The organism is Streptomyces sp. NPDC003011 (assembly GCF_053591515.1).
The window spans coordinates 54,657-80,776 of sequence record NZ_JBSFTY010000032.1 but is presented as its reverse complement, the minus strand read 5'-3'; the positions used below and the strand labels follow the sequence as shown (position 1 = coordinate 80,776).

Annotated in this window: 21 protein-coding genes and 1 pseudogene; 6 read left to right on the top strand and 16 right to left on the bottom strand. The window is 72.2% G+C overall.

The features are described from left to right. Positions 1-32: 32 nt before the first annotated feature. The 8 genes from cobA to ACWD0J_RS18205 form a co-directional block, all read right to left on the bottom strand. Complete coding sequence (cobA, locus tag ACWD0J_RS18240; protein WP_451496823.1) at positions 33-1,265, bottom strand: uroporphyrinogen-III C-methyltransferase; 1,233 nt, start codon at positions 1,263-1,265, stop codon at positions 33-35. A 162-nt stretch (positions 1,266-1,427) separates the two neighbouring features. Next, a complete protein-coding gene (gene cobT / locus ACWD0J_RS18235; protein WP_451496822.1) occupies positions 1,428-5,885 on the bottom strand; it encodes a nicotinate-nucleotide--dimethylbenzimidazole phosphoribosyltransferase in 4,458 nt (1,485 codons plus the stop codon). A 367-nt stretch (positions 5,886-6,252) separates the two neighbouring features. Then, positions 6,253-7,467 carry a precorrin-6y C5,15-methyltransferase (decarboxylating) subunit CbiE gene (gene cbiE / locus ACWD0J_RS18230; RefSeq protein WP_451496821.1) on the bottom strand — a complete coding sequence of 405 codons (1,215 nt, stop codon included), beginning with the start codon at positions 7,465-7,467 and terminating at the stop codon, positions 6,253-6,255. 105 nt (positions 7,468-7,572) lie between these two features. Beyond that, positions 7,573-8,208 carry a GNAT family N-acetyltransferase gene (locus ACWD0J_RS18225; RefSeq protein ID WP_451496820.1) on the bottom strand — a complete coding sequence of 212 codons (636 nt, stop codon included), beginning with the start codon at positions 8,206-8,208 and terminating at the stop codon, positions 7,573-7,575. Positions 8,209-8,367: 159 nt separating this feature from the next. Beyond that, positions 8,368-9,198 (bottom strand): MetQ/NlpA family ABC transporter substrate-binding protein, encoded by an 831-nt coding sequence (locus tag ACWD0J_RS18220; RefSeq protein ID WP_451496819.1) that lies wholly within the window; start codon positions 9,196-9,198, stop codon positions 8,368-8,370. 79 nt (positions 9,199-9,277) lie between these two features. Then, positions 9,278-10,024, bottom strand: coding sequence for a methionine ABC transporter permease (locus ACWD0J_RS18215; RefSeq protein ID WP_451496818.1), 747 nt, complete (start codon positions 10,022-10,024; stop codon positions 9,278-9,280). Further along, positions 10,021-11,064, bottom strand: a complete 1,044-nt coding sequence (locus ACWD0J_RS18210) for a methionine ABC transporter ATP-binding protein (protein ID WP_451496817.1) — start codon at positions 11,062-11,064, stop codon at positions 10,021-10,023. Before ACWD0J_RS18210 ends, ACWD0J_RS18215 begins: the two co-directional genes overlap by 4 nt. Positions 11,065-11,462: 398 nt before the next feature. After that, positions 11,463-12,113, bottom strand: coding sequence for an HAD family hydrolase (locus ACWD0J_RS18205; RefSeq protein ID WP_451496816.1), 651 nt, complete (start codon positions 12,111-12,113; stop codon positions 11,463-11,465). 69 nt (positions 12,114-12,182) lie between these two features. Between ACWD0J_RS18205 and ACWD0J_RS18200 the strand changes: the two genes are divergently transcribed. Both ACWD0J_RS18200 and ACWD0J_RS18195 read left to right on the top strand, forming a co-directional pair. Then, positions 12,183-12,542, top strand: a complete 360-nt coding sequence (locus ACWD0J_RS18200) for a hypothetical protein (protein WP_451496815.1) — start codon at positions 12,183-12,185, stop codon at positions 12,540-12,542. Beyond that, the gene (locus tag ACWD0J_RS18195; protein ID WP_451496814.1) at positions 12,523-12,972 is read left to right on the top strand and encodes a hypothetical protein; all 450 of its coding nucleotides are present in this window, start codon (positions 12,523-12,525) and stop codon (positions 12,970-12,972) included. The genes ACWD0J_RS18200 and ACWD0J_RS18195 overlap by 20 nt, the downstream gene beginning before the upstream one ends. Before the next feature lie 19 nt (positions 12,973-12,991). Here ACWD0J_RS18195 and ACWD0J_RS18190 read toward each other — a convergent pair whose 3' ends face one another. The 3 genes from ACWD0J_RS18190 to ACWD0J_RS18180 form a co-directional block, all read right to left on the bottom strand. Then, entirely contained in the window at positions 12,992-13,489 is a 498-nt protein-coding gene (locus ACWD0J_RS18190; protein WP_451496813.1) for a GNAT family N-acetyltransferase, read from the bottom strand. Positions 13,490-13,534: 45 nt separating this feature from the next. Next, the gene (locus ACWD0J_RS18185; protein ID WP_451496812.1) at positions 13,535-14,041 is read right to left on the bottom strand and encodes an RNA polymerase sigma factor; all 507 of its coding nucleotides are present in this window, start codon (positions 14,039-14,041) and stop codon (positions 13,535-13,537) included. A gap of 74 nt (positions 14,042-14,115) precedes the next feature. Further along, positions 14,116-15,333 carry a glycerophosphodiester phosphodiesterase gene (locus ACWD0J_RS18180; RefSeq protein ID WP_451496811.1) on the bottom strand — a complete coding sequence of 406 codons (1,218 nt, stop codon included), beginning with the start codon at positions 15,331-15,333 and terminating at the stop codon, positions 14,116-14,118. 411 nt (positions 15,334-15,744) lie between these two features. Between ACWD0J_RS18180 and ACWD0J_RS18175 the strand changes: the two genes are divergently transcribed. Next, positions 15,745-16,365 (top strand): lysophospholipid acyltransferase family protein, encoded by a 621-nt coding sequence (locus ACWD0J_RS18175; protein ID WP_451496810.1) that lies wholly within the window; start codon positions 15,745-15,747, stop codon positions 16,363-16,365. Between the two features lie 378 nt (positions 16,366-16,743). Here the strand turns inward: ACWD0J_RS18175 and ACWD0J_RS18170 are convergent, their stop codons facing one another. The 5 genes from ACWD0J_RS18170 to ACWD0J_RS18150 form a co-directional block, all read right to left on the bottom strand. Beyond that, positions 16,744-18,267, bottom strand: a complete 1,524-nt coding sequence (locus ACWD0J_RS18170) for an MFS transporter (protein WP_451496809.1) — start codon at positions 18,265-18,267, stop codon at positions 16,744-16,746. 117 nt (positions 18,268-18,384) lie between these two features. Continuing rightward, positions 18,385-18,948, bottom strand: coding sequence for a TetR/AcrR family transcriptional regulator (locus tag ACWD0J_RS18165; protein ID WP_451496808.1), 564 nt, complete (start codon positions 18,946-18,948; stop codon positions 18,385-18,387). A gap of 89 nt (positions 18,949-19,037) precedes the next feature. Then, positions 19,038-20,009: an aldo/keto reductase gene (locus tag ACWD0J_RS18160; RefSeq protein ID WP_451496807.1), complete on the bottom strand. Its 972-nt coding sequence runs from the start codon at positions 20,007-20,009 to the stop codon at positions 19,038-19,040. Between the two features lie 147 nt (positions 20,010-20,156). Continuing rightward, on the bottom strand, positions 20,157-21,584 hold the full coding sequence (gene argH, locus ACWD0J_RS18155) for an argininosuccinate lyase (RefSeq protein WP_451496806.1): 1,428 nt from the start codon (positions 21,582-21,584) through the stop codon (positions 20,157-20,159). 156 nt (positions 21,585-21,740) lie between these two features. Beyond that, complete coding sequence (locus ACWD0J_RS18150; RefSeq protein WP_451496805.1) at positions 21,741-22,937, bottom strand: argininosuccinate synthase; 1,197 nt, start codon at positions 22,935-22,937, stop codon at positions 21,741-21,743. A gap of 197 nt (positions 22,938-23,134) precedes the next feature. On the opposite strand from ACWD0J_RS18150, the pseudogene ACWD0J_RS18145 reads away from it, so the two are divergent. The 3 genes and pseudogenes from ACWD0J_RS18145 to ACWD0J_RS18135 all read left to right on the top strand — a co-directional run. Further along, positions 23,135-23,578 (top strand): annotated as a pseudogene (locus ACWD0J_RS18145) (hypothetical protein); the annotation flags it as partial. 151 nt (positions 23,579-23,729) lie between these two features. Beyond that, positions 23,730-24,311, top strand: coding sequence for a pyridoxamine 5'-phosphate oxidase family protein (locus tag ACWD0J_RS18140; RefSeq protein WP_451496804.1), 582 nt, complete (start codon positions 23,730-23,732; stop codon positions 24,309-24,311). A 112-nt stretch (positions 24,312-24,423) separates the two neighbouring features. Continuing rightward, positions 24,424-26,106, top strand: coding sequence for a peroxidase family protein (locus ACWD0J_RS18135; protein WP_451496803.1), 1,683 nt, complete (start codon positions 24,424-24,426; stop codon positions 26,104-26,106). Positions 26,107-26,120 lie beyond the last annotated feature (14 nt).

The window sequence follows — 26,120 nt, the reverse complement described above, 5'->3', positions numbered from 1 at the left end:
CAACGGCTGGGGACGGGTTGGGTTACCCGGGGTTACAAAGAGGTCTGCGGGCCCACGGTGACGACCTCGCCGACGACGATGACGGCCGGCGGCTTCACGTCCTCGGTCCGTACGACGTCGGCGACCGTGGCGAGCGTGGCGTCGACCCGGCGCTGTGCGGCCGTCGTGCCTTCCTGGACGAGGGCGACCGGGGTGTCCGGGGACTTGCCGTGGGCCACCAGCGTCTCGGCGATCTTGCCGATCTTGTCGACGCCCATGAGGATCACCAGGGTGCCGGTCAGCCGCGCGAGGGACGGCCAGTCGACCAGGGAGCGCTCGTCGTCCGGGGCGACATGGCCGCTGACCACCGTGAACTCGTGGGCGACACCGCGGTGGGTGACCGGGATGCCGGCCGCGCCCGGCACGGAGATCGAGCTGGAGATGCCGGGCACGACGGTGCAGGGGATGCCGGCCTCGGCGAGCGCCTGGAGCTCCTCCATACCGCGGCCGAAGACGTACGGGTCGCCGCCCTTGAGCCGCACGACCGACTTGCCCAGCCTGGCGTGCTCGATCAGGGCGTTGTTGATGGCCTCCTGGGCCATGAAACGGCCGTACGGGATCTTCGCCGCGTCGATCACCTCGACGTGCGGCGGGAGTTCGGCGAGGAGGTCGCGGGGACCCAGGCGGTCGGCGATCACGACGTCCGCCTCGGCGAGCAGGCGGCGGCCGCGGACCGTGATCAGGTCGGGATCGCCGGGGCCGCCGCCGACGAGGGCCACGCCGGTCGTGCGGGTGCGGTGGTGGGGGGCGACCAGCGTGCCGTCGCGCAGGCCCTCGACGACCGCGTCACGGATCGCGGCGGTGTGGCGGGGGTCGCGGCCGCGGGCATTCGTGGTGAGGACGGCGACCGTCACGCCTTCGCTGGTGCCGGTGGCCGGGGTCCAGGCCGTCGCCGCGTCGGCGTCGTCGGAACGGACGCACCACACGCGGTGCGCCTCCGCCTCCGCGGAGGCGCGTGCGTTCGCCTCGGGATCGCTGGTGGCGATCAGGGCGTACCAGGCGTCGGCCAGGTCCCCTTCGGCGTACGCGCGCCTGGTCCAGGTGATCTCGCCCGCGTCCGCCATCGCCTCGACCGAGGGGGTCGCCCCGGGGGACACCAGGTGGACGGCGGCGCCTGCCGCGATCAGTGCCGGGAGGCGGCGCTGCGCGACCTGACCGCCGCCGAGGACGACGACCCTGCGGCCGGTGAGGCGGAGGCCTACGGGGTAGGCGGGGTGTTCGGCCATGAGGTGCGGCTCCTCGTACGGGCGTGGCTGGGCGCTGCGGCTCTGGAGCGGCCCTGACGTGCGGATTTTAAGCTGCGGGTTCAGCGTACGGCGGGGGCGGGGGCGCAGGCGGGGGCGGGGCGCACGCGGAGTACGCGTGCCCGCACCACCCCCGGCCGCCGCCTACTTCTCGGTGACCCCGGCGGAGTCGAACGTCGCCACCTCGTGCATCGCTCTCGCCGTGCTCTGGACCAGCGGCAGCGCCAGCAGTGCGCCCGTGCCCTCGCCGAGGCGGAGGTCCAGGTCGACCAGGGGCCGCAGACCCAGCTTGTTCAGGGCGGCCACGTGACCCGGCTCGGCGCTGCGGTGACCGGCGATGCAGGCCGCGAGGACCTCGGGGGCGATCGCGCGGGCGACCAGGGCGGCGGCGCCGGCGCTGACCCCGTCCAGGATCACCGGCGTCCTGAGGGAGGCGCCGCCGAGGAGGAGGCCGACCATGGCGGCGTGCTCGAATCCGCCGACGGCCGCGAGGACGCCGATCGGGTCGGCCGGGTCCGGCTGGTGGAGGTCGAGGGCACGGCGGACGACCTCGGTCTTGCGGGCCAGGGTCTCGTCGTTGATACCGGTGCCCCGGCCGGTGACCTCGGCGGGGTCCGCGCCGGTGAAGACCGAGATGAGCGCCGCCGACGCCGTGGTGTTCGCGATGCCCATCTCGCCGGTGAGCAGTGCCTTGTTGCCGGCCGACACCAGGTCGCGGGCGGTCTCGATGCCCACCTCGATGGCCTGCTTGGCCTCCTCGCGGGTCATCGCGGGGCCGGTGGTCATGTCGGACGTGCCCGCGCGGATCTTGCGGGGCAGCAGCCCGGGGGTGGCGGGCAGGTCGGAGGCGACGCCGACGTCGACGACGCAGACCTCGGCGCCGACCTGGCTCGCGAAGGCGTTGCAGACCGCGCCGCCGCCGAGGAAGTTGGCGACCATCTGGGCCGTCACCTCCTGCGGCCAGGGGGTGACGCCCTGCGCGTGCACACCGTGGTCGCCCGCGAAGATCGCGACGGCCGCGGGCTCCGGGATCGGCGGCGGGCACTGGCGGGACAGGCCGGACAGCTGGGCGGAGATGATCTCCAGCATGCCGAGCGCGCCGGCCGGTTTGGTCATGCGCTTCTGCCGCTCCCACGCCTCGCCGAGCGCCTTGGCGTCCAGCGGGCGGATCTGCGCGACGGTCTCGCCGAGCAGGTCGTGCGGCTCCTCGCCGGGCAGCGCGCGACGGCCGTACGTCTCCTCGTGCACGACCCACGACAGCGGGCGGCGCTTGGACCAGCCGGCCTGCATCAGCTCGGGCTCGTCCGGGAACTCGTCGACGTAGCCCACGCAGAGGTACGCGATGACTTCGAGGTGCTCGGGCAGGCCGAGGGCGCGCACCATCTCGCGCTCGTCGAAGAAGCTGACCCAGCCGACGCCGAGGCCCTCGGCGCGGGCCGCGAGCCAGAGGTTCTCGACCGCGAGCGCCGCGGAGTACGGGGCCATCTGCGGCTGGGTGTGCCGGCCGAGGGTGTGCCGGCCGCCGCGGGTCGGGTCGGCGGTGACGACGATGTTCACGGGGGTGTCGAGGATCGCCTCGATCTTCAGTGCCTTGAACTGCTTGGCCCGGCCCTTGGGGAGGGACCTGGCGTACGCGTCGCGCTGCCGCATGGCCAGGTCGTGCATCGCCCGCCGGGTGTCCGCGGACCGGATGACGACGAAGTCCCAGGGCTGCGAGTGGCCCACGGAGGGCGCGGTGTGGGCCGCCTCCAGGACGCGCAGCAGCACTTCGTGCGGGATGGGGTCGCTGCGGAAGCCGTTGCGGATGTCCCTGCGTTCCCGCATGACCTTGAGGACCGCCTCGCGCTCGGCGTCGTCGTAGGCGGGCGCGGCCGGGCCGGTGGACTGTCGTACGTGTTCCACTGCGGCCGTGCTCTCTTCCTGGTCCTGCTGGTCCTGCTGGTCTTCCTGGTCGGCGGCCCGGGTGTCCAGGTCCTCCGCGGACTGTACGCGTTCGGACTCGCCCTCATGCGCGACGGGCGGCCCCTGCGCCTGCTGGTCCTCCGGGGGGAGGGTCAGGGCGTGCGGGGGCGCCGGCGCGGGGTGCGAGGCGGTCGGCACCGAGCCCTCCACCTGCACGAACTGGCTCTCCGGCGGTGCCGCGGGGGTCCGCTGGGCGGGTGCCGACGCATCGTGGGGGGCCGGGGCGTACTCCGCGTGGGGGGCCGGCGGGGCCGACGGGTGGGCGGGCTCCGGCGCGGAGGCCGTGACCGCCGCGAAGTCGGCGGGGGTGTCCACGGGGACGTTCGCGGGGGCGTCCGCGGGCTGGGGCTGGTGTGCTTCCGGGGCGCGGGCGGCGGCCGGGTCCAGGTCCGGGGCGGCGGCCCGCGGGCCCGGTGCGGGCTGGGCGTCCGGGGTCACCGGCTGACCGTGGCCTGGGGCGGCCTGCTGGGGTGCCGCGTACTCGGATTCCGTGAACTGCGGTTCCGCGTACTGCGGGGGCGTCGCGGGGGGCATGGCGGCGGCGGTGCCGTCGGCGTCCGGGAGGGGTGCGGGGGTGACGCCCGTGCCGGACCACGGGTCCGGCGAGGCGTCGGGAGCGGCCGGGAAGGGCACGGCCTCGGGGGACGCCGGGGCGTCGCCGGTGTCGACGGCCTCGGGGGCGTGCGGGGGCTGGGCGGCCTGGGGGGCCTCGGTGACGTCCGGGATGGGTGCGGCTGCGGGCATCGGGCCGGCGGCGGGGCCGGCAGCGGGGCCGGCAGCGGCAGCGTGCGCGGCGTCCGGGGCGGCATCCGGTGCGTGTACGGCGTCCGGGGCGGGGTCGAGACCCGTGGCCTGTACGGCGTTCGGGGCGGGGTCCGTTCCGGGAAGCTGACCGGCGCCCGGGGCGAGGCCCGCGTCCGGGACCTGACCGGCGTCCACCGCCGACCCGTCGCCGGGGATCGCGGCCTCGGGTGCGCCGGGCACAAAGGCTCCGGGCTCGGTGACCGGCGCGATGCCGGAGGCTTCGGCTTCGGCTTCGGCTACCACTTCGGCTTCGGCTTCGGCGGCAGGGTCGCCGTCGGCTACGAGGGCGGGCTCGGACGTGTGCGGGCTCTCGGCGCCCGGCTCCGCGTCCGGGGCCGGGACGGGGGTCGGGGTGGCGTCCGGCACCTGTCCGGCGTCCGAGGCTGCCGCAGCCTCACCGGCACCTCCGGCGTCCTGAACGCCCTCCGCCACGGCGGCCGTTCCCCACGCGTCCCCGGCGTCCGCACCGGCCTCGGCTTCAGGTGCCTGGGCGTGGCCCATGGCCGTCAGCGTCCCCTGCGCGGCGTCCGAGGCCGGGACAGCGTCCGGAACGAACCCGGCCGCCGGACCGTGGACGGCGTCAGCGTCAGGAACCGACGTCGGCCCCGCGAGCTGCTCGCCTTCCGGTCCGTGAGCGTCTTCCGGCGACTGCCCGGCATCCGGAGCCTGGGCGCCCGCCGCGGACTGCCCGGCGTCCGCCGTCTGCGCCTCCCCGGAGGCCGGCTCGGCCTCCTCATCGAATGACGCCTCGTCACCCTCTGGAGCCGGCGCGTCGAACCCGCCCTCGTGACTCTGCGCCGCGAGAGGCTCCGCTGGGACCTGCGGTCCGACACTCTGCTCCGGAGACTGCGGTCCGACGCCGGTCTCGGCGGCCTGCGGCCCGACACCGACCCCCGCGGCCTCCAGCCCGGGACCCGCCTCCGCGAACTCCGACGCAGAACCCGCCTCCGCGACCTGCCCCTCCACACCGTCCACCGCGCCCTGCGGCCCGACACCCGCCTCCGCGACCTCCGGCCCAGGACCCGCGTCCGCGACCTGCGGTCCCGCGCTCGCCTCGGCGGCCTGCGGCTCCCCGTCGGTCGTCGCGGCCTGGGGCGCGGCAGCGGCCGTCTCCGCCGGCGGTGCCTCCGCCGTCTCCGCGTCCTGCGGGGCGGCGGCAACCGTCTGCGTCGCGAGGCGGGACACCGCGGCCTGGGCGGCGCCCGCCGCTTCGGCGGCGTGCAGTGCAGCCACCGGCTCGGGCTGTCCCTCTCCGGGAACAACCGTTTCGGCAGCCGTGGCCGACGCGTTCACCGGCGCCTGGACCCCGGCGTGCACCGCATCCCGCGCCGCCGCCCCCCAGGGCGTCGCACCCTGGGCGGGCATCTCGCGGGGCTGCGGGACGTCGAGGTACTCGGGCTGGCTCGCGGGCGTCGCGGACTGCCGTACCGGAGTGCCGACGGCGCCGCGGTCGGCGAGGGAGCGGACCGGGCTGGCGGAGGTGTCGGGGATGGGCGGGCCGAGGTGCAGGGGGCGGCGGGGCTGGGCGGGTGCAGTGGGCGGGACCGGCGCGGGGTTGGGGAGGCGGACGGCGCTGAGATCGACGGAACCGCTGTCGCGGCCCGAGATCTCGTGCGGGCCCGGTTCGTGCACGGCCTCGACGACGGGCTCCGGCGCGGGCGGCGGGACCTCGTTGCCCCACGCGCCCTGGGCGCCCGGCAGCAGCAACAGGTCTTCGTCCTCGGCGGTGGTCTCGGAGAGGTAGGTGTACGCACCGTGCGCGGGGACGCCCGGCTGATCCACCATGCCTGCGTTCTCCGGCAGTCCCTCGCCCGGAACCTGGCCGGTGTCGGTCATGCGTACCCCTCGCCCATCGGTTAGTGCTTCTACGGCCGGCTCACCCGGAGCGGCGCACCGACCGCCCCGCAGTGAAGAACGAGCGTGCGTGCCCAGCGGCACGAACGACCCGTCGCCAAAAGACGACAAAGCCATTAACTGGCATTGTCGCGGCCGTTGCCCCGTCGCGACAGCTTGATCCGCGACGGCCCGCTGTGGACTGCGCCACGTTGCGCGTCCTCCGGTTGTGCCGTACCACACCCACCCCAAAACGGGCGTGTTTTCCGGACATTGACCTACGAAGCGCCGGGTGTCCGAGTGCGGTACAACGATCGGCCAGCCTACCGCGCGCAGTACGACAACAGGATCACGGGACCGCGAAAGCGGCTCAGGACGTGCGGTCCGGCAGCAGGCCGCTGAGCAGGAACGCGACGCTCCGCTCGGTCTCCGTCCAGGCCCGCGTGTCGAGTTCGACGGACTGGACCAGGGCGCATTCGACCTGGTAGCCGTGCTCGGTCAGGTCGCGGCCGACGCGTTCGGCCGCGTCCCGGGTCGCCGCGTGCGTGACGATGCGCTGCGGGCGCCGGTCGGCCACGGCCGAGACCACCGCGGCTCCCCCGCCGCCGACGCGGACGACGTCCGGTTCGGGAAGGTTCTCCAGGATGTGCGGGGCGGTACCGCGCACGATCTGCACCTGGACCTCGAAGCCGCGCGCGGCGGCCTCCGTGCGGGCGCACGCCGCGAGATCCTGGTCGACGGCGATGACGGCGGCGCCGGCGCGCGCGGCCTCCACGGAGAAGGCGCCGCTGCCGCAGCCGATGTCCCACACGAGGTCACCGACGCGCGGTCCGAGCCGGGCCAGTTGGGCCGCGCGGAGCAGTTCCGCCTCGCCCTCGCCGAGATCGCCGCCGTACGCCTCGGCGGGCAGCGCCCAGCCGCGCGGGCCGGTGCCCGGCTCACGTCCGGCGATCCAGCCGCCCTCGCCGTTGCCGACGGGACCGGCCGGGCCGATGACGATGACGACGTTGGGATCGCGCCAGGTGTGGTCGGCGGCCTTGTCGGAGGTGACGACGGTGACCTGTTCGTGCTCGGTGCCGAGTTCCTCGCAGATGACGAAGGTGCGGTGCACGCCCTCCAGGAGCAGTCCGAGTTCCGCGGGGCCGGCGCCGGGCGAGGTGAGGACGGCGACCTTGGTGTGGGCCCGGCATACGTTCACCGCGCGTCGCAGGGTCCGTCGGTGTGCGACGACCACGTGTGCGTCGTCCCAGGGCATGCCGGCCCGGGCGAAGGCGGCGGCGACGGAGGAGACCGCGGGCACGACCTCGACCTCCAGGCCGAACTCGGGGGCGCGGAGCGTGCGGACGACACCGAAGAACCCGGGGTCGCCGTCGGCGAGCACGACCGCGGTGCCGCGGTGGCCGGCGACGCGGCGGGCGGCGAGGGCGACGCTGCCGAGGCGGACGCGTTCGGCGCCGGGCGGTACCTCGGGGAGCGCGAGGTGGTGAGGGGCCCCGGCCACCAGCGTGGCGGCGCTCAGGGCGGAGCGTGCCGCGGCGGTCAGCGGCGAGCCGTCCCAGCCGATCACCGTGACCCGGTCGGCCATCGTCTCTCAGTCTCCAGGGGGTGTGCGCGGGTGGTCAGGGCAGCCGCCGGAGGCGGGCTCCGTGAGAGTACCCGGTGAAGTGGGCCGGGGCGCGGGCCCCCTGCGTCAGTTCCAGTCCGGGAACGACGTGAAACCGCCGGTGTCGGCTCGCTCGCCCGCTCCGTCGAGGTCCTCCGGGAGCAGGCTCCACACGATGAAGTCGGTGCGGACGTCGGCCCAGGTGCCGTCCTCGGCGCGGACGTGGGCTATGCAGGCGTTGCGCAGGACGCCTTCGCTGATACAGCCGATCTTCTGGGCGACCTGCTGGGAGGCGGTGTTGTCGGCGGCCGTGCGCAGCTCGATGCGCTCGAAGTTCTGGTCGCCGAGGAGCCATTGGGCGGTGGCCAGGGCCGCCTCGGAGGCGTAGCCCTCGCCACGGGCCCAGGGGGCGATGACGTACGACAGCTCGGTGGACCGGATGTGCCAGTTGGTCTTGGTCAGCTGCACGACGCCCACCAGTCGCTGGGTGAGGAACTCGGTGACCGCGAAGTCGATGCCGCGGCCCGCCTCGCGTTCGCCGGGCGCGTTCTCGGTGATCCAGGCGCGGGCCGCGTCCTCGGTGAAGGGCTGGGGAACGTCGGTCCAGGCCGCGACCTGCTCGTCGTTCATCATCTCGGCCAGTGCGGGCACGTCGTCCTCGTCGAGGGGACGCAGCACCAACCGCTCCGTGCTGATGGAGATGTTGGGGAAGGTGCTCGTCATGCGCCGCTCCGTAACCGTCGGGGACCCTCAGCCTGCTGAACTGCCCAGCATGCAGCATGTGAGCACCGAACCGCACGACGGGGTCCACACCGAGTGAGGGTGCGGACCCCGTGCGTGGCGATACGCGGTATACGCGCCGTCGGCCCGAACCGACCGGGATCAGAACGACGGGAGGACCGAGCCCTCGTAGGTGTCCTCGATGAACTTCTTCACCTCGGCGGAGGTGAGGAGTTCCGCGAGCTTCTTGACGCGCGGGTCGTCCTCGTTGCCCTCCTTCACGGCGAGGAAGTTGCCGTAGGGGTTGTTCTTCGCGGACTCCAGGACGAGGGCGTCCTTCGCGGGCTTGAGGTCGGCCTCGATGGCGTAGTTGCCGTTGATGACGGCCGCGTCGACGTCGTCCAGGGAGCGCGGGGTCTGGGCCGCCTCCAGCTCCTTGAAGGTGAGCTTCTTGGGGTTCTCGACGATGTCGGCGGGGGTCGCCTCGTTGCCCACGCCGTCCTTGAGCGTGATGATCCCGTTGGCGTCCAGGAGCTTCAGTGCCCGCGCCTCGTTCACGCTGTCGTTCGGAACGGCGACGGTCGCACCGCTCTTGAGGTCGTCCGCGCTCTTGACCTTGTGGGAGTAAAGGCCGAGCGGCTCCAGGTGCACCGTGACGACGGGCGCGATGTGCGTGCCGTTCTTCTTGTTGAAGTCGTCGAGGTACGGCTGGTTCTGGAAGTAGTTGGCGTTCACCGAACCGTCCTCGGTGGCCGTGTTCGGCGTGACGTAGTCCGTGAACTCCTTGACCTGGAGGTCGAGTCCCGCCTTCTTCGCCAGGTTGTCCTGCACGTACTTCAGGATCTCGGCGTGCGGTGTCGGGCTCGCGGCGACGACCAGCGGTCCGCTGGTGTCGGAGGAGGCGGAGTCGTTGTCCGAGCCGCAGGCGGTGAGCCCGAAGGTGAGGGCTCCGGCGGCGAGGACGGCGGTGGTGATCTTGGCAGTGTTACGCACGAAAAGTGCCTTTCCTGAGGGGTGCTGCGCCCCGCGATGGGTGTGCGGGGAGATCTGGTGGGGTGTGGTCCGTGCGGTGTCAGGCGGCCTTGCCGACGCCGGCGGCCGCCGGGTCCGGGTCCTTCTTCTGCTTCAGCAGGCGCAGCCTCGGCAGCGGGCCCGAGCCGCTGCCGCGCCGGTGCAGGGAGCGGGCCGCGTAGTCGCCGGCGAACTGGATGAGCGAGATGACGACGGCGAGGATCGCCACGGTGATCCACATCAGCTCGGTCTCGAACCGCTGGTAGCCGTAGCGGATGGCGATGTCGCCGAGGCCGCCGGCGCCGACCGTGCCGGCCATGGCGGAGTAGCCGATGAGCGCGACGATCGTGGTCGTGGTGCTGGAGATCAGCGACGGCAGGGACTCGGGGACGAGCACCTTGCGCACGATCGTCCAGGTGTTGCCGCCCATCGACTGCACGGCCTCGACGAGCCCGCCGTCCACTTCGCGGACCGCCGTCTCGACCAGGCGCGCGAAGAAGGGGATGGCGCCGATGGCGAGCGGCACGATGGCGGCCTCACGGCCGATGGTCGTGCCGGTGAGGGAGCGGGTGAAGCCCATCAGCGCGACCATCAGGATGATGAACGGCATCGAGCGGGCGACGTTCACGACCTGCCCGATGACCCTGTTGGCGACGACGTTCTGGAGCAGTCCGCCGCGGTCGGTGAGGACGAGGAGGACGCCGAGCGGGAGTCCGCCGACGACGGCGATGAGCGTGGACCAGCCGACCATGTAGAGCGTGTCCCAACACGCCTGGGACAGCAGGGGCTGCATCTCGGACCAGGTCACTTGGCACCTTCCTTCACCAGCTGGGGCTCCCGGCCCTCGGGTCCGACCACGTCGATGTGCAGGCCCTGTTCGCGCAGGAAGCCGATCGGCACGACGTTGTCCTCGTAGTGGCCGGGCAGCTCGATGCGCATACGGCCGACCTGGAGGCCGCCGACGGTGTCGATGGCCGCGCCGAGGATCGATATGTCGATGTTGTAGGTGCGCGCGAGCTGGGAGATGACCGGATGGGTCGCCGTCTCGCCCTGGAAGGTGATGTCGACGACGGTCCGGTCGGCGCCGGAGGCATCGCCGCCCACCGGGAACAGCGCGGCGGCCAGTTCGGAGCCCGGGGTCGCGAGCAGCTCGGTGACCGTGCCGGACTCGACGACGCGGCCCCGGTCCATGAGCGCGGCCGAGTCGCAGATCGACTTCACGACGTCCATCTCGTGGGTGATGAGCAGGACGGTCAGTCCCAGTTGCCGGTTCAGGTCGCGCAGCAGCTGGAGGATGGAGCGGGTGGTCTCCGGGTCGAGGGCGCTGGTGGCCTCGTCGGACAGCAGGACCTTGGGGTCCCCGGCCAGGGCGCGGGCGATGCCGACGCGCTGCTTCTGGCCGCCGGACAGCTGCGCCGGGTAGGCCCCGGCCTTGTCGGCGAGACCGACGAGGTCGAGCAGCTCCAGCGCCTTGCGGGAGCGTTCCTTGCCGGACTTGCCAAGGATTTCGAGCGGCAGCTCGACGTTGTCCTGGACGGTCCGCGAGGACAGCAGGTTGAAGTGCTGGAAGACCATGCCGATACGGCTGCGCGCCCGGCGCAGCTCCTTGCCCGCGCGGGGTCCGCGGCCCGCGAGGGCGGTGAGGTCCTGGCCGGCGACGGTCACCGTCCCGGCGGTGGGGCGCTCCAGCAGGTTGACGCAGCGGATGAGCGAGGACTTGCCGGCGCCGGACTGGCCGATGACGCCGTACACCTCGCCTTCGCGGACGTGGAGGTCGACGCCGTCGAGGGCGGTGATCTCGCGGCCGCGGGATCGGTAGACCTTGGTGAGGCCCGATGTGGTGATCACGTGGGTTTCCGTCACTGTCGGGTGCAGGGCGTGGGTGTGCCCTGGCGGGTGCATTCGGTCGGGAACGCGGCACGGTTCTCGTGCGGTGGCATGCGGAACCGGGGAGAACGTGTGCGCGATCGAGGTCCCCCGCGCCGTTCGGGCTGTGGGGGAGGCATCGGTCCCCTACGCGCCACGGCGTGGGGACATGCCAGGCGGCTCGCTTCGGGGCGCGAGGCTCAGGGTGGTGCGAGGGCCCTCTAGAAGGCGCACATTCGACACATACAACGAGCACCGGGCGTCGGGGTCGCCTCGGTCGCAAGGGTGCGGCAGCTCGTGATGGTCATGCGATCAGTAAACCAGATGGACGGTCCTTACCGACTGCCGCTGTCCAGGATGCGGACAGCGGCGGACGCCCCTCAGGCGCGTACCGAGATCTCCACGTTCCCGCCGGTGACCAGCGCGGACAAGGCCGACAGGTCCTTCACGACGAGGTCGGCGGTCAGCTCGTGGGCCTGGTGGGTTGTGGTCAATGCCACGGTGGTCATCCCGGCCGCGCGGCCGGCCTGGAGCCCGGCCGGGGCGTCCTCGAAGACGACACAGCCGGCCGGGTCGACGCCCAGCCGGCGGGCGGCGAGCAGGTAGGGCTCGGGGTCGGGCTTGCCGCGCGTGATGTCGTCGGCGGCGATCATCGTCTTGGGCAGGATGCCGACGGCGTCGAGCCGGGCCTCGGCGAGGCGCCGGGTGGCGGAGGTGACGACGGCCCAGCGGTCCGCGGGCAGCCCGTCGAGGAAGGACCGGGTGCCGGGCAGCAGGTGGACGCCGTCGTTGGGCACGTCCTCCACCTCCAGGTTCTCGATCCGCGCGACGGCTTCCGGCACGAGGTGGGCGGGCAGCAGGTCGGCGGCTATCTCGGCGGCCGGCCGGCCGTGCAGTTCGACGCGGGCGAACTCCTCGGCGGTGATCCCGTACTCCACGGCCCACCGGGTCCAGCAGCGGTCCACCGAGGCGAGGGAGGAGACGAGGGTTCCGTCGTTGTCGAACAACAGGGCTTGTGCGTGGATCTTCATGCCCTCGACCCTACGGTGCACGCCGGGGTCGGCCGCATCGGGCCTTTTGGCCCGTAATAGGGTCGCGGCATGCTTGCTGCCTTGACGCTCGTGACCGGCGTCGCCGCACTGCTGCTCGCCGCGTGGTGCGGCTGGGCCGCGTACCGTGACCAGCCGACCAAGGACTGGCACTTCATCGGGATGGCCGTGGTGTCGGTGCTGGCCCTGGTCCAGCTGGTGATCGGGATCGTGCAGCTGGCGCGGGGCGAGAAGCCGGAGCAGGGCACGACGATCTTCGTGGCGTATCTGCTGGGCGCGTTCGCGTGCGTCCCGGCGGCGGGGTTCATGTCGCTGGCCGAACGCACGCGGTGGGGCTCGGTGACGGCCGCCGCCGGCGGGGTGGTGCTGGCGGTGCTGGAGGTGCGGCTCTATGACATCTGGGGAGGCTGAGGTGACCGTGACCGGCAGGAAGCCGGCCAGGACCCGGCTGATCAGCGGGCCGGGAACCCTGCTGGTGTGGCTGTACGGCGTGATGGTCGTCGGCGCGGTGTCGCGCTCGGTCTACCAGATCGCCACGGAGTTCGACCGGGCGCCGCTCGCGTACGCGCTGTCCGCCGTCGCGGGTGTGGTGTACGGGTTCATCACGTACTCGCTGGTGCGCGGCGGGGAGACGGCGCGCAGGGCCGCGCTGGTGTGCTGCGCGGCCGAACTCGCGGGCGTGCTGGCCGTCGGTACCTGGACGCTGATCGAGCCGTCCGCCTTCCCGGACCAGACCGTGTGGTCCGACTACGGGATGGAGTACCTCTTCATTCCGGTGCTCCTGCCGGTCTCCGCGCTGTACTGGCTGCGCAGGGGCGTACGGCGGGCGGACGCCGCCTGAGCGTCCTGCGGGCGAACGGTCACGCGGTGGCCGCGTAGGTGCCGGCCGGCTTCTCCAGGACGATCATCTCGACCCCGTCGTCGCCCTTGGCGGTGCCCACCGTGTGGTAGCCCACCCGGCGGTACAGGCGCAGGCCGCCCTCGCTGCGGCGGCCGGTGTGGAGGCGGAAGCTGGTGGCGCCGCGCTCCCCCGCAAGGGCCGATTCGGCCGCCCGGAGCAGGCGGGCGCCGATGCCGTGGCCCTGCAGGCGGGGGTGGACGCAGAGTTTGCCGATGGCGGCCGAGCCGTCGTCGGTGATCCGGCCGCGGACCGAGCCGACCACCTCGTCGCCCAGCCGCGCCACGAAGACGCAGTCCGTGGCGACCTCGTCGCGGACGGAGTCCAGGCTCTGGACGAGCGGGTCGATGCGGTAGTTGCCGTACAGCGCCGCCTCACTCTGGAAACACAGGTACTGGAGCCGGAAGATCTGCTCCGCGTCCTGCCCGGTCGCTGCCGAGATGGTCACGCTCATGCCCATGTGCGCACGCCTCCCGCTCACCTGATCGCCTGTTGTCCCTCACTCCTATCCCCGCGCTCCGTGGGCCGCAACCTCCGGCGTCAGCAATCTCCGCAGACAACTCAGGCATCTGGAACGTTCCGGGCCGAGACTGCCCTGTGAGATACCCAACTCCCCCGCGATCTCGCGATAGGTGAGGTCTCTCGGCGACAGGAGCGCCCGCATCAGGGCGGGGCAGCGGCCGGGCAGCCGGCGGACCGCGTCGTGCAGAGCGCGGCGGCGGGCGGCGGCGAGGGCGAGCTGTTCGGGCGTCCGGTCGCCGTCGTCGGCCGGCTCGACGCGGTACGGCCGTTCGAGGCGGGTCGTACGGCGGGTGCGGCGGGACTCGGAGCGGACGGCGCGGCGGAGCCAGCCGTGCGGGTCGAGGGGGGCGCCCTGGGCGTCGAGGTGCTCCAGGAGGCGGAGCCAGACGGCCTGTTCCAGGTCGCCGGGTTCCGTCCCGGTGGCATGGGCCTCCGCCGAGGCTTCGGCGGTGAGCAGGGGGCGCAGGGTGGTGAGCAGGTCGTGCGTCATACGCACAGCGACGCGGCCGCCCGGGCGGCGGGTTGCCCGGGCGGCCGGATGTCACCCCAACCGGGGGCGGCGGCTCAGCCGTTGACGAAGTCCTCGCGGGCCAGCAGGCCGGTGTCGGGATGGTCGGTGAAGATGCCGTCGATGCCCGTGGCGAAGTACGCCCGGTAGGCGCCGAAGACGTCGCCGTAGGCGTCCGCGTCCGTGCCCTTGCGGAACTCGGCGGGCAGGAAGGGGTTCTCGTTGCGCAGGGTGTACGGGTGCAGGATCAGGCCCGCCCTGTGGGCGTCCTTGACGAGGGTGGTCGGCGTGGTGAGCCTGCCGGCCGCGTCGCGCGGGACGACCAGGTCGAGGGTCGGGCCGATGCCCTGGGCGTAGGAGGCGATCTCCTTGAGGCCCTTCGGGGTGACGAGGTCGGCGACCGTGCGGGGGTCGCCGGTCTCGACGAAGTCCCAGGGGCGGCTGCCGGCGGAGGACAGGAGCACCACCAGCGGGTTGCCGACGAGCTTGTCCAGGCGCTGGATGCTGGTCGGCTCGAAGGACTGCAGGATGACCGGCGCGTTCTTCTTGTCCTTGCCGTACCGGCGCAGCAGCCGGGCGACCCGCTCCTCCAGGCCGAGGCCCAGCTTGCGGAAGTACGTGGGGTGCTTGAGCTCGGGGTAGATCCAGACCTGCCTGCCGCGCGCGCGGGTCTGCTCGTCCTGCCACTTCAGGACCTCTTCGAAGGTGGGGATCTCCCAGCGGCCGTCGTAGAGGGTGTTGTGCGGGCGGTTGGCCGGGATGCGCTCGACCGCGCGGAGCGTCTTGAGCTCGGCGAGCGTGAAGTCCTCGGTGAACCAGCCGGTGGTGGAGACCCCGTCGAGCAGCTTGGTGGTCCGGCGGCCGGCGAACTCGGGGTGACCGGCGACGTCCGTGGTGCCGCCGATCTCCGGCTCGTGGCGGCAGACGAGGTGACCGTCCTTGGTGGGCACCAGGTCGCCGGCCTCGACGATGTCGGCGCCCAGGTCGAGGGCGAGTTGGTAGGAGCCCAGGGTGTGCTCGGGGCGGTAGCCGCTGGCTCCCCGGTGGCCGATGACCGTGGGCACGGGCAGGCTCCTGAGCCCGCCGCTCCCGCGCCCGGCGCCGGCGGCTCCGGCCGCGCCCGGCAGCCCGAGCACCGCTCCCCCGGCCCCGAGCACCGCGGCGCCGAGCAGCGCCCGCCGCCCGGCCGCACCGGCCCGGTTCGACCCCTGCGATCCCTGCGACTCCTGCGACTCCTGCGATCCTCGCGACCCCTGTGTTCCCCGCGTTCCCATGAGCGCCCCTCCCTGCCGTCGGCTCGTCAGTGCGCGCTGATCGTAGGTGCGTGTACATGGCGGGCGGGAGACCCCCGGTGGAACACGGGGGTGACTCGGGATGTCGCATGGGAACAGATGTCTGACGCCTGGTCGGCTTCAGGGGCACAGCGCGGGGTACGCGACCTGCGTCACATCGTTCCGGGCGTGTTACCGCCCGGCGATGGCGAGCCGCCGCAGGTGAACGGGCGTCAACAGTGCGTAAGACCTCGGTGAACGCGCCGCGTCCGATGTGCGCGAGCACCCGAGCCGCGAGTAATGTCCTCACCTGCACAGACTCATACAGATTCCCTGGCCGTTCTCTTGACTCCGGAGGGCCCGTTGTCCCGCTTCACGCTCATCAAGGCAGTGCTCGGACCGATCATGCGCCTGATGTTCCGCCCACGGGTGGAGGGCGCGGAGAACATCCCGGGCGAGGGTGCGGTGATCCTGGCCGGTAACCACCTGACGTTCATCGACTCGATGATCATGCCCCTCTTCTGCGACCGGCAGGTCTTCTTCATCGGCAAGGACGAGTACGTCACCGGCAAGGGGATCAAGGGCCGGCTGATGGCCTGGTTCTTCACCGGCTGCGGCATGATCCCGGTCGACCGGGACGGTGGCCGCGGCGGTGTCGCGGCGCTGATGACCGGCCGCCGGGTGCTGGAGGAGGGCAAGGTCTTCAGCATCTACCCGGAGGGCACGCGCTCCCCCGACGGCCGGCTGTACCGGGGCCGTACGGGTATCGCCCGGCTGGCCATGATGACCGGCGCGCCCGTCGTGCCGTTCGCCATCATCGGCACGGACAAGATCCAGCCCGGCGGCGCCGGCTTCCCGCGCCCCGGCCGGGTCACGGTCCGCTTCGGCGAGGCGATGGAGTTCTCCCGGTACGAGGGCATGGACCGTGACCGGTACGTGCTGCGGGCGGTGACCGACTCCGTCATGACCGAGGTCATGCGGCTGTCCGGGCAGGAGTACGTGGACATGTACGCCACCAAGGCCAAGGCGGCGTAGGACGCTTCCCCACACGGCGGGCCGCTCCTCGGGCGGCCCGCCGTCGGTGTGTCCCGCGCCGGACGCCGGACGCTGGACGCCGGGAACCGGAGCAGGGACGCCGAGCCCTCGCCGACGCGGGAGAACAGCCGGACCCGGCCGCCGCGCGACTGCGCGCTCTGCCGGACGAGGCCGAGGACCAGGACGAGGCCGAGGCCGAGCCCGGCGTGCCGGTCGGGTCCACCGTCCGCCCCGGTACGCCGGGCACGGTCGTCCGCCAGGGGGCCGAGGAATACGGAGGCGGGGACCGGCAGGAACCGGCGCAGGAACCGGCGAGATGAGTCACGGTCCGCACCGGCACCGCCGCCTCCCACCGCCTCCCGCCACCGACCGCTCCCGCTACCGACCGCCGTCGAGCCGCTGGCCCCGGAGCAGGAACCATGCCGCCACCGCCGTGGCCAGCAGCACCGCCGCGCCCACGCCCGCCGCGAGCGCGAGCCCCTCAACGAACGACTCCCGGGCCGCGTCCAGCATCGCCTCGGACGTGTGCGCGGGGAGCCCCGCGGCCGCCTCCACCGCCCCGCCCAGCGACTCGCGCGCCTCCGGCGGCGTGCCCACCGGGCCCGCGAAGTCGCGGTAGACGCCGGTCACGATCGAACCGAGCACCGCGATGCCCAGGGCCGCGCCCAACTCGTACGCCGTCTCGGAGACCGCGGACGCGGAACCCGCCTGTTCCTTGGGCACGCTGGAGAGGATCACGTCCGCGGTCACGGTGAAGGAGAAGCCCGCGCCGACGCCGACGACCAGCAGAGCGGCTCCGAGGAGCGGGTAGCCGGTGGACTGGTCGATGACGGTGAGCAAGGCCAGGGCGAGGCCGACGGCCGCGAGTCCGCCGGTGACCACGGACCGTACCGAGAAGCGCCGGGCCGTCGTGCCGGCGATCAGACCGGCCGCCACCGCGCCGACGGCGGCCGGCAGTTCGGCGAGGCCCGCCTCCAACGGCTGCCTGCCCTGGACGAGCTGGAGGTACTGGGAGAGGAAGAACACCAGCCCCGACAGCCCGAGGATGGTCAGCAGGTCGGCCAGGACCGCGCCGCTGAAGCCGCGGTGCCGGAACAGCCGCATGTCCAGCAGCGGGGCCGGCAGAGTGAACTGACGGCGTACGAAGCCGTGGAGCGCGCCCGCGCCCAGCAGGGCCGAGGCGAGCGTCTCCCAGGTCAGGCCGTGGGTCGCGACCTCCTTGACGGCGTACACGAGGGCGATCATGCCGACCAGCGACAGGACGACACTGAGCATGTCCCACGGGCCGGGACGCGGATTTCGCGACTCGGGCAGCAGCTTGATGCCGACGAGGACCAGGACCGCCATCACGGGCAGGTTGATCAGGAAGACCGAGCCCCACCAGAAGTGTTCGAGCAGGAAGCCGCCGACGATGGGCCCCACGGCCGTGCCGGCGGACGCCGTCGCGCCCCAGATGCCGACGGCCAGGCTGCGTTCGCGCGGGTCGTGGAAGAGGTTGCGGATCAGCGCCAGGGTGGCGGGCATCAGGGTCGCGCCGGCCACACCGAGGAGGGCCCGGGCCGCGATCATCAACTCGGGTGTCGTGGCGTAGGCGTTGAGAACGGAGACCGCTCCGAACGCGGTCGCGCCGATGAGCAGGATCCGCTTGCGGCCGATGCGGTCGCCGAGGCTGCCCATGGAGACGAGCAGACCGGCGATGACGAACGAGTAGACGTCGCCGATCCACAGCAGCTGGGTGCCGGTGGGCTTCAGGTCCTCACTGATGTACGGGGTCGCGAGACCGAGGACGGTCGCGTCGACGGCCACCAGCAGCACAGCGAGCACGAGGACGGAGAGCGCGAGCCAGCGGCCGGGGCGCTTCACCGCCTCGGTCGGGTTCGCCGGCTGCAGGATGCTGGTCATGATTCCTCTCTCTGTCGGGCGGGATGCCGTCGGGCGGAGTGCCGTCGGGCGGAGTGCTGCTGCGACCCGGGGGGCGCCGTCACGCGGGCCCCTGTGACGCGGGGTGCGGGGTGCGGGTTACGCGGACCGCTGTGGTCCGGGATGCCGCAGCGCGCCGCCGAGCAGCAGCTCGACGATCATGTGCTGGAAGTCCTTGGGGGCGCCCTTGCCGCTCTGCACCATCCAGGCGCCGGAGGCCAGCAGGCCGTACAGCGCCTCGGTGAGCCAGGCGGGCGTGAGGTCGATACGGAACTCACCGTCCAGCTGGCCGCGCCGGAACAGGTCGGAGATCCGGTCGTCGAGCTGGGACCAGCCCGCGTTCTGCTCCTCGCCCTCGAACAGCTGGTTCTCGGTGTAGAGGAAGGCGAGCAGTCCGGCGGCGGGTTCGAGGGCGCGGACCAGTCGCCGTACGGCGTCGCTCGCGGGTCCGTCGTCCAGGCGGGCCGTGTCCAGGGCGGCCTCGCACTCCGCGATGCCGAGCGCCTCCAGCGCCCGCACCAGCGCGTCCCGCCCGGCGAACTGGCGGTGCAGCGTGGCCCGGCTGATCCCGGCGGCCCTGGCGACCTCGTCCATGGTCGCGGTGGATCTGCGGGTCAGCAGGGCCGCGGCACTGCGCAGCACATGGTCACGGTCGACAGTCATGAGACAACGATAACCCACGTGAGACATTCATGTCTCATCACGGGCGTGACTGTCTCACGGTGACCGCTCAGCGGAACGTCATGTGCCGGTCAGTGCCAGGGCAGCTGCGCGCGTCGCTCCCAGTAGACGTGCGGCTCCTCCGCGAGCGCGTCGAGCCGGGCCAGCTGCTCCTCGTCGAGGTCGGCGACGGCGGCGTGCAGGTTGGAGGCGAGCTGGGTGAGCGTCGCGGCTCCGGAGAGCACGACCCCGGCCCACGGCCGGCGGAGCACCGCCGCGAGGGCAAGGGCGTCACAGCCGAGGGAGGTCTCCTCGGCCACGGCCTTGAGCGCGTGCGGCGCGTACGGCTCCGCGAGGCGTCCGTTGGCCATGCCCTCCTTCACGATGACCGTGAGTCCGGCGTCGTGCGCCTCGGCGAGCGCGGGGGCGGCCGAGGTCTCCAGGACGTTGTACGTCGACTGGACGGTACGGAAGAGGGGTTCGCCGTCGACCGTGACGGCGAGGGCGGCCCGGACGGCGTCGGCCTGGGCGGGCCCGCTGGTGGAGAAGCCGATGGTGAGGCCCGCGGCGGCGGCCTCGGCGAGCCTCGCGTGGAGTTCCTTGTCGGTGAGGGCGGGGCTGTCGGGGGTCACCGAGTGGATCTGGTAGAGGTCGAGCCGTTCCCCGAGCAGGGCGGCGGTCTCGGCCCGCTGCCGCTCGAACGTCGGGACGCCGTGGTCCTTGACCTCGTGCTGCTCGGCGTCGGTGGTCCAGCCGGCGGTGTAGGTGTAGCCCCACTTGCTGCCGATGACGACGTCGTCGACGTCGGGACGGGCGTGCAGCCAGTCGGCGAGGAACTCCTCCGAGCGGCCGTAGGAGCGGGCGACGTCGAAGTAGCGGACGTTCTGGGCGTAGGCCGCGTCCAGGAGCTCGTGGGTGCGGGCGCGCAGCGCCCCGACGCCGCGGTCCTCCCCGAGGTCGCGGTCCCGGCCGAGGTTGATGTAGCCGGGGCGGCCGACGGCTGCGAGGCCGAGTCCGAGGTGGCAGGTGGGGGTTGTGGCTGCGGCCAGTCGGGCGAAGGGCATCGCGGGCTCCGTTCGGTCGGCTCCAGTACGGCCTGCGACCAACGTAACCCGTGATGACCTTCGCCCCGGAGCGCGGTTCGCGCGGCGGTCCGGCGGGTGCGGGGGCGTCGTGGCCCGTCCCGCGGTGCCCCGCGCCCCTGAAGGCGCTCAGCGCTTGGCGTCGGCCCAGGCGTGCTGTGCCTCCACGTCCGCCTTCACCTCGGCCAGCTGGACGGCCACCGCGCTCGGTGCCGTGCCGCCGCGGCCGTCGCGGGAGGCCAGGGCCCCCTGCACGTTGAGCACCGACCGCACCTGAGGCGTGAGGTGGGCGGAGATCTTCGCGAACTGCTCGTCGGTCAGCTCGTCGAGTTCCTTGCCCTCGGCCTCGGCGACCTTGACGCACTCGCCGGCCACCTCGTGCGCGACCCGGAAGGGCACACCCTGCTTGACCAGCCACTCGGCGATGTCGGTGGCGAGCGAGAAGCCGGCCGGGGCCAGTTCCGCCATGCGCTCGCGGTGGACGGTGAGCGTGGCCATCATGCCGGTGAAGGCGGGCAGCAGGACCTCCAGCTGGTCGATGGAGTCGAAGACCGGCTCCTTGTCCTCCTGGAGGTCACGGTTGTACGCGAGCGGAAGCGCCTTCAGGGTCGCCATCAGGCCCGTCAGGTTGCCGATCAGCCGGCCCGACTTGCCGCGCGCCAGCTCGGCGATGTCCGGGTTCTTCTTCTGCGGCATGATCGACGAGCCCGTGGAGAAGGCGTCGTGCAGGGTCACGAAGGAGAACTCCTTCGTGTTCCAGATGATGATCTCCTCGGCGATCCGGGAGAGGTTCACGCCGATCATCGCGGTGATGAAGGCGAACTCCGCCGCGAAGTCACGGGAGGCCGTGCCGTCGATGGAGTTGCCGGCGCTGCCGTGCTCGAAGCCGAGCTCCTCGGCCACCGCCTCCGGGTCCAGGCCGAGGGAGGAACCCGCCAGGGCGCCCGAGCCGTACGGCGACACGGCCGTCCGCGCGTCCCACTGACGCAGGCGCTCCGCGTCCCGGGACAGGGACTGCGCGTGCGCGAGGACGTGGTGGGCGAAGAGCACCGGCTGGGCGTGCTGGAGGTGGGTGCGGCCGGGCATCGCCACGTCCGGGTGGGCCTCCGCGAGGCCGATCAGCGCGTCCTGGAGGTCGGCGATCAGACCTCCGATGACGCGGGCGTGGTCGCGCAGGTACATGCGGAACAGGGTCGCGACCTGGTCGTTGCGCGAGCGGCCCGCGCGGAGCTTGCCGCCGAGGTCGGGGCCGAGGTGCTCCAGCAGGCCGCGCTCCAGGGCGGTGTGGACGTCCTCGTCGGCGATCGTGCCGACGAAGGAACCGTCCGCGACGTCCTTTCCGAGCCGGTCGATCCCGGCGAGCATCCGGGTCAGCTCGTCCTCGGTGAGCAGCCCCGCCTTGTGCAGCACGCGCGCGTGGGCACGCGAGCCGGCGAGGTCGTAGGGCGCGAGCCGCCAGTCGAAGTGGACGGACGCGGACAGCTTCGCCAGGGCCTCGGCGGGACCGTCGGCGAAACGACCGCCCCAGAGCCGTACGTCACCGCTGTTGCTGCTCACTTGCGTTGCTCCTCAAAGGCAGGGTCGTGTCAAGGCATGGTCGTGGATGTGCCGCCGCCTCCCTGCCGGCCGGCGGTCGCGGCCGGCGGTCAGGGAGGCGGCGTTCACGCTATCGCTTGCGCGGGCTCGCGCCCGCCGCGCGAGGTCCCGTTCGGGCTACGCCCGCGACTGACGCCGCGCCGCGATCTTCGACGACAGGCTGTAGATGTCGATGAAGCCCTTGGCCGCGGCCTGGTCGAAGGTGTCGCCGGTGTCGTAGGTGGCGAGGTTGAAGTCGTACAGCGACGCCTCGGAGCGCCGGCCGGTGACGACCGCGCGGCCGCCGTGCAGGGTCATCCGGATGTCCCCGCTGACGTACTGGTTCGCCTCGTCGATGAAGCCGTCCAGGGCGCGCTTGAGCGGGGAGAACCACTGGCCGTCGTAGACCAGTTCGCCCCAGCGCTGCTCGACCTGGCGCTTGTAGCGGGCCAGTTCGCGCTCGACGGTGACGTTCTCCAGCTCCTGGTGGGCGGTGATCAGGGCGATCGCGCCGGGAGCCTCGTACACCTCGCGGGACTTGATGCCGACGAGACGGTCCTCGACCATGTCGACCCGGCCGATTCCCTGGGCTCCGGCGCGCTCGTTGAGCTGCTGGACGGCCTGGAGGACGGTGACGGGCCGGCCGTCGACGGCGACCGGGACGCCTGCCTCGAAGGTGATGATCACCTCGTCGGCCTCGCGCGGGGTGGCCGGGTTCGAGGTGTACTCGTAGACGTCCTCGATCGGGGCGTTCCAGATGTCCTCGAGGAAGCCGGTCTCGACCGCGCGCCCGAAGACGTTCTGGTCGATGGAGTACGGGGACTTCTTGCTGGTCGCGATCGGGAGGTTCTTCTCCTCGCAGAACGCGATGGCCTTGTCGCGGGTCATCGCGTAGTCGCGGACCGGGGCGATGCACCTGAGGTCGGGCGCGAGGGCGGCGATGCCGGCCTCGAAGCGGACCTGGTCGTTGCCCTTGCCGGTGCAGCCGTGGGCGACCGTGGTGGCGCCGTGCTTCTCGGCGGCGGCGACGAGGTGCTTGACGATCGTCGGCCGGGAGAGCGCCGAGACCAGCGGATAGCGGTCCATGTAGAGGGCGTTGGCCTTGATCGCCGGGAGGCAGTACTCCTCGGCGAACTCGTCCTTGGCGTCCGCGACCTCGGCCTCGGCAGCGCCGCAGGCGAGGGCGCGCTTGCGGATGACGTCCAGGTCCTCGCCGCCCTGACCGACGTCGACCGCCACCGCGATGACCTCGGCGCCCGTCTCCTCGGCGATCCAGCCGATGGCGACAGAGGTGTCCAGACCGCCCGAGTAGGCGAGTACGACGCGCTCGGTCACGGGGCTCTCCTCACAATGCGTTCGCTGATATGCATGAGTATGCAGGAGTCTGCATGATTCGTCAATTTTGCTGCCGCGGCAGAGAAAATCTGACGGGCCTTTGAACGCGGGAAACCGCTTACCCGTACCTCTCGCCGAACGCAGGCGCCGCGTTCGTCCACGACGAGACCCCCCCCCGACCCGAGTGAGGCATCCGCATGTCCAGGGCTCTTCCGAAGTACAACAAGCGTCGCGTCACGCTGATCGGCGGCGCCGCCGCGGTGGCACTGACCGGCGCCGTCATCGCCGGTTCCGCCCTCGCCGGGGAGCCGGCGGGGTCGAAGAGCGGCACCACGAACGCCCGGACGCTGGCCGGTCCCGGCACCATCAGCTGCCCGGACGTCGCGTCCCGGCTGCCCGCGATCCCCGCCTCCGCGCAGGCCGAGGTGGACCGCAACCTGGCCCTTCTCCAGACGCAGATCGCGGAGGCCAACCAGCGGATCGTGGACACGGTCGGCCAGGGCGGACCCAACTTCGTCCAGAACGCCATCCTCGGCCCGCTGGAGGACAAGCGGATCGCCACCGTCAACCGCATCGCCACCGCCATCGGCCGCACCGCCGAGAAGCCCCAGGGTCTGGACTCCCTGGCCGCCTGCACGGTCACCGAGTGACGTGACAGGCGCTGTGGCCGCCCCGTGTGAGCGCCGGCCGGGGCGGCCACGGACGTCCCGGAGTGTCCCGGGCGAACTCCGGGAACGTTGACGCCGGAAATCCTTAGACAGACGAAATACCGGGCGGCCATAATCCCTTGACATGGGAAAGACCTACGAGCGCATCGACGGCAGGCTGCGTACGTTCATCGAGGCGCAGCCCCTCTTCTTCACCGCGTCCGCCCCGCTGTCGGGCGACGGCACGGTCAACCTCTCCCCCAAGGGCCTCAAGAGCTCGCTCGTGATCCTCGACGAACTCACCGTGGCCTACCTCGACTTCGCCGGCTCCACCGCGGAGACGGTCGCGCACCTGCGCGAGAACGGCCGGATCACCCTCATGTGGTGCGCCTTCCAGGGCCCGCCGAACATCGTGCGCGTGCACGGCCGCGGCGAGCCGGTCTTCCGGGACGACCCGCGCTTTGCCGAGCTGCTCGCCCGCTTCCCCGACATCGACGCGACCGCGCACGGACTGCGTGCCGTCATCGTCGTCCGGGCCGAACTCATCCGGGACTCCTGCGGGTTCGCGGTGCCGTACATGTCGTACGACGCGGACCGCGAGCTGCACGCCAAGCGCTTCGCCCGGGAGGACGACGCCTCGCTCAGCGAGTACTTCGCCAAGAAGGAGCACATCGCCACGAGCCTGGACGGACTGCCGGGACTACCTCTGCCACTGCGTCCGATTTAGCAGCTTTTATTTGATCTATACACACACAGTCTCCTTGTGTGAATATTGCCGGAATTCTCCCGTCCGCCGCTCGCGTGTGCCTAGCCTGAGCGGACGAACACATGGGGGATTCATGTTCCGACCGACACACGAACCGCAGAGCAAACGCCATGTCCGCACCTCGTACTTCGTGGTCGGCGAGGGCATCTTCGCCGACCCGGGGCAGGAAGGGCCGGCGCGGCCGTCGGCGGGGTCGACCGTCGCGGCCCTGCGCAAGTTCCAGTTCTCCCGGCTGGGCCCGAAGGCCGGGCCGGACCAGCTGCTCGACCGGGCCGCCCGCAAGGAACTCGCCGAGGCGATGACCGCGGCCGGTCCGCAGCCCGACGCGAACAACCCGGCGGTGCCGGCGGGCTTCACCTACCTCGGCCAGTTCGTGGACCACGACCTGACCCTGGACGCCACGGCGGTGCACCTGGAGGACGAGGTCACGGTCCGCCAGCTCCTCCAGGGCCGTTCTCCGGCGCTGGACCTCGACAGCCTCTACGGCCTCGGCCCGGACCACCGCTTCGACCGCCGGTTCTACGAGGACGACGGTCTGCGGCTGCGCACCGGCACGACGCAAGGACTGCCCGATCCCGACGGCGACCACATCGTCGGCCTGCCCCTCGGTGGTTTCGACCTGCCCCGGGCGGGCGTCGGCTCACTGGTCTCCGAGCGGCGCAGGCCGCTGATCCCGGATCCGCGCAACGACGAGAACCTGATCGTCGCCCAGGTCCACTGCGCCTTCATCCGGTTCCACAACCGGGTCGTGACCGACCTGATCGACAAGGGCGTCTCGAGCGCGGTCCTGTTCGAGACGGCACGCGAGACGGTGGTCAAGCACTACCAGTGGATGCTGCGCCACGACTTCCTGCCGCGGATCGTCGACCCCGGCGTCGTCGACGAGGTGTTCACCCAGGGCCGGAGGTACTTCGAGCCGGCCCCGGGGGAGAACGACCACCCGACCATGCCGGTCGAGTTCTCCGTGGCCGCCTACCGGCTGGGCCACAGCATGGTGCGCGGCGCCTACAACTGGAACCGGGTCTTCGACAACGGCGCCGGCACACTGGGACTGCTCTTCCGCTTCACCGGCACCAGCGGCATCCTCTCTCCGCCGCCCGCCGATGTCACCGACCCCGAGGCGGGCACCTTCGAGCGGCTGCCCACCAACTGGATCGCCGACTTCCGGCGCCTGTTCGACTTCCGTGAGGCGGGCCGGGACGACCTGGGCGTGCCGGCCGAGCAGTTCAACCTCGCCCAGCGGATCGACACCCAGCTGGTCAATCCGCTGGCCGATCTGCCGCTCGGCTCCTTCGGCGGCCGGGGCGGGCCCGCTCCCGATCCGGTCGAGCTGAACCTGGCCTTCCGCAACCTCACCCGGGCCAACATGATCAGCCTGGCGACCGGCCAGCAGATGGCCCGGCACCTCGGGGTGAAACCGCTGCTCGCGTCCGACTTCGAGACCAGCGGCGGCACACGGCTCGGCGAGGGGCTGCGGAAGAAGCTCGCCGAGAGCTGCCCGCTGTGGTTCTACATCCTGCGCGAGGCCGAGGTGAACGGCGGCGGGCGGCTGACCGGTGTCGGCGGGCGCATCGTCGCCGAGGTGTTCCACCGCGCGATGGAGGGCAGCCGGCACTCCATCGTCCGGGATCCGTTCTGGCGGCCCTTCCTGAGCCCGGTCGCGGAGCGGAACGCCAAGGACGTGTTCGAGATGACCGACCTGATGCTCCACGCCTTCGAGGGCCGCGCGGACCTGCTCAACCCGCTGGGTGAGTGAGCGTCGGCCCGGTG

Coding starts and splice junctions, on each gene's coding strand:
- cobA (WP_451496823.1), bottom strand. CDS start 1,265: ATGGCCGAACACCCCGCCTACCCCGTAGGCCTCCGCCTCACCGGCCGC.
- cobT (WP_451496822.1), bottom strand. CDS start 5,885: ATGACCGACACCGGCCAGGTTCCGGGCGAGGGACTGCCGGAGAACGCA.
- cbiE (WP_451496821.1), bottom strand. CDS start 7,467: ATGGCCGACCGGGTCACGGTGATCGGCTGGGACGGCTCGCCGCTGACC.
- ACWD0J_RS18225 (WP_451496820.1), bottom strand. CDS start 8,208: ATGACGAGCACCTTCCCCAACATCTCCATCAGCACGGAGCGGTTGGTG.
- ACWD0J_RS18205 (WP_451496816.1), bottom strand. CDS start 12,113: ATGAAGATCCACGCACAAGCCCTGTTGTTCGACAACGACGGAACCCTC.
- ACWD0J_RS18200 (WP_451496815.1), top strand. CDS start 12,183: ATGCTTGCTGCCTTGACGCTCGTGACCGGCGTCGCCGCACTGCTGCTC.
- ACWD0J_RS18195 (WP_451496814.1), top strand. CDS start 12,523: ATGACATCTGGGGAGGCTGAGGTGACCGTGACCGGCAGGAAGCCGGCC.
- ACWD0J_RS18190 (WP_451496813.1), bottom strand. CDS start 13,489: ATGGGCATGAGCGTGACCATCTCGGCAGCGACCGGGCAGGACGCGGAG.
- ACWD0J_RS18185 (WP_451496812.1), bottom strand. CDS start 14,041: ATGACGCACGACCTGCTCACCACCCTGCGCCCCCTGCTCACCGCCGAA.
- ACWD0J_RS18180 (WP_451496811.1), bottom strand. CDS start 15,333: ATGGGAACGCGGGGAACACAGGGGTCGCGAGGATCGCAGGAGTCGCAG.
- ACWD0J_RS18175 (WP_451496810.1), top strand. CDS start 15,745: ATGTTCCGCCCACGGGTGGAGGGCGCGGAGAACATCCCGGGCGAGGGT.
- ACWD0J_RS18170 (WP_451496809.1), bottom strand. CDS start 18,267: ATGACCAGCATCCTGCAGCCGGCGAACCCGACCGAGGCGGTGAAGCGC.
- ACWD0J_RS18165 (WP_451496808.1), bottom strand. CDS start 18,948: ATGACTGTCGACCGTGACCATGTGCTGCGCAGTGCCGCGGCCCTGCTG.
- ACWD0J_RS18160 (WP_451496807.1), bottom strand. CDS start 20,009: ATGCCCTTCGCCCGACTGGCCGCAGCCACAACCCCCACCTGCCACCTC.
- ACWD0J_RS18140 (WP_451496804.1), top strand. CDS start 23,730: ATGGGAAAGACCTACGAGCGCATCGACGGCAGGCTGCGTACGTTCATC.
- ACWD0J_RS18135 (WP_451496803.1), top strand. CDS start 24,424: ATGTTCCGACCGACACACGAACCGCAGAGCAAACGCCATGTCCGCACC.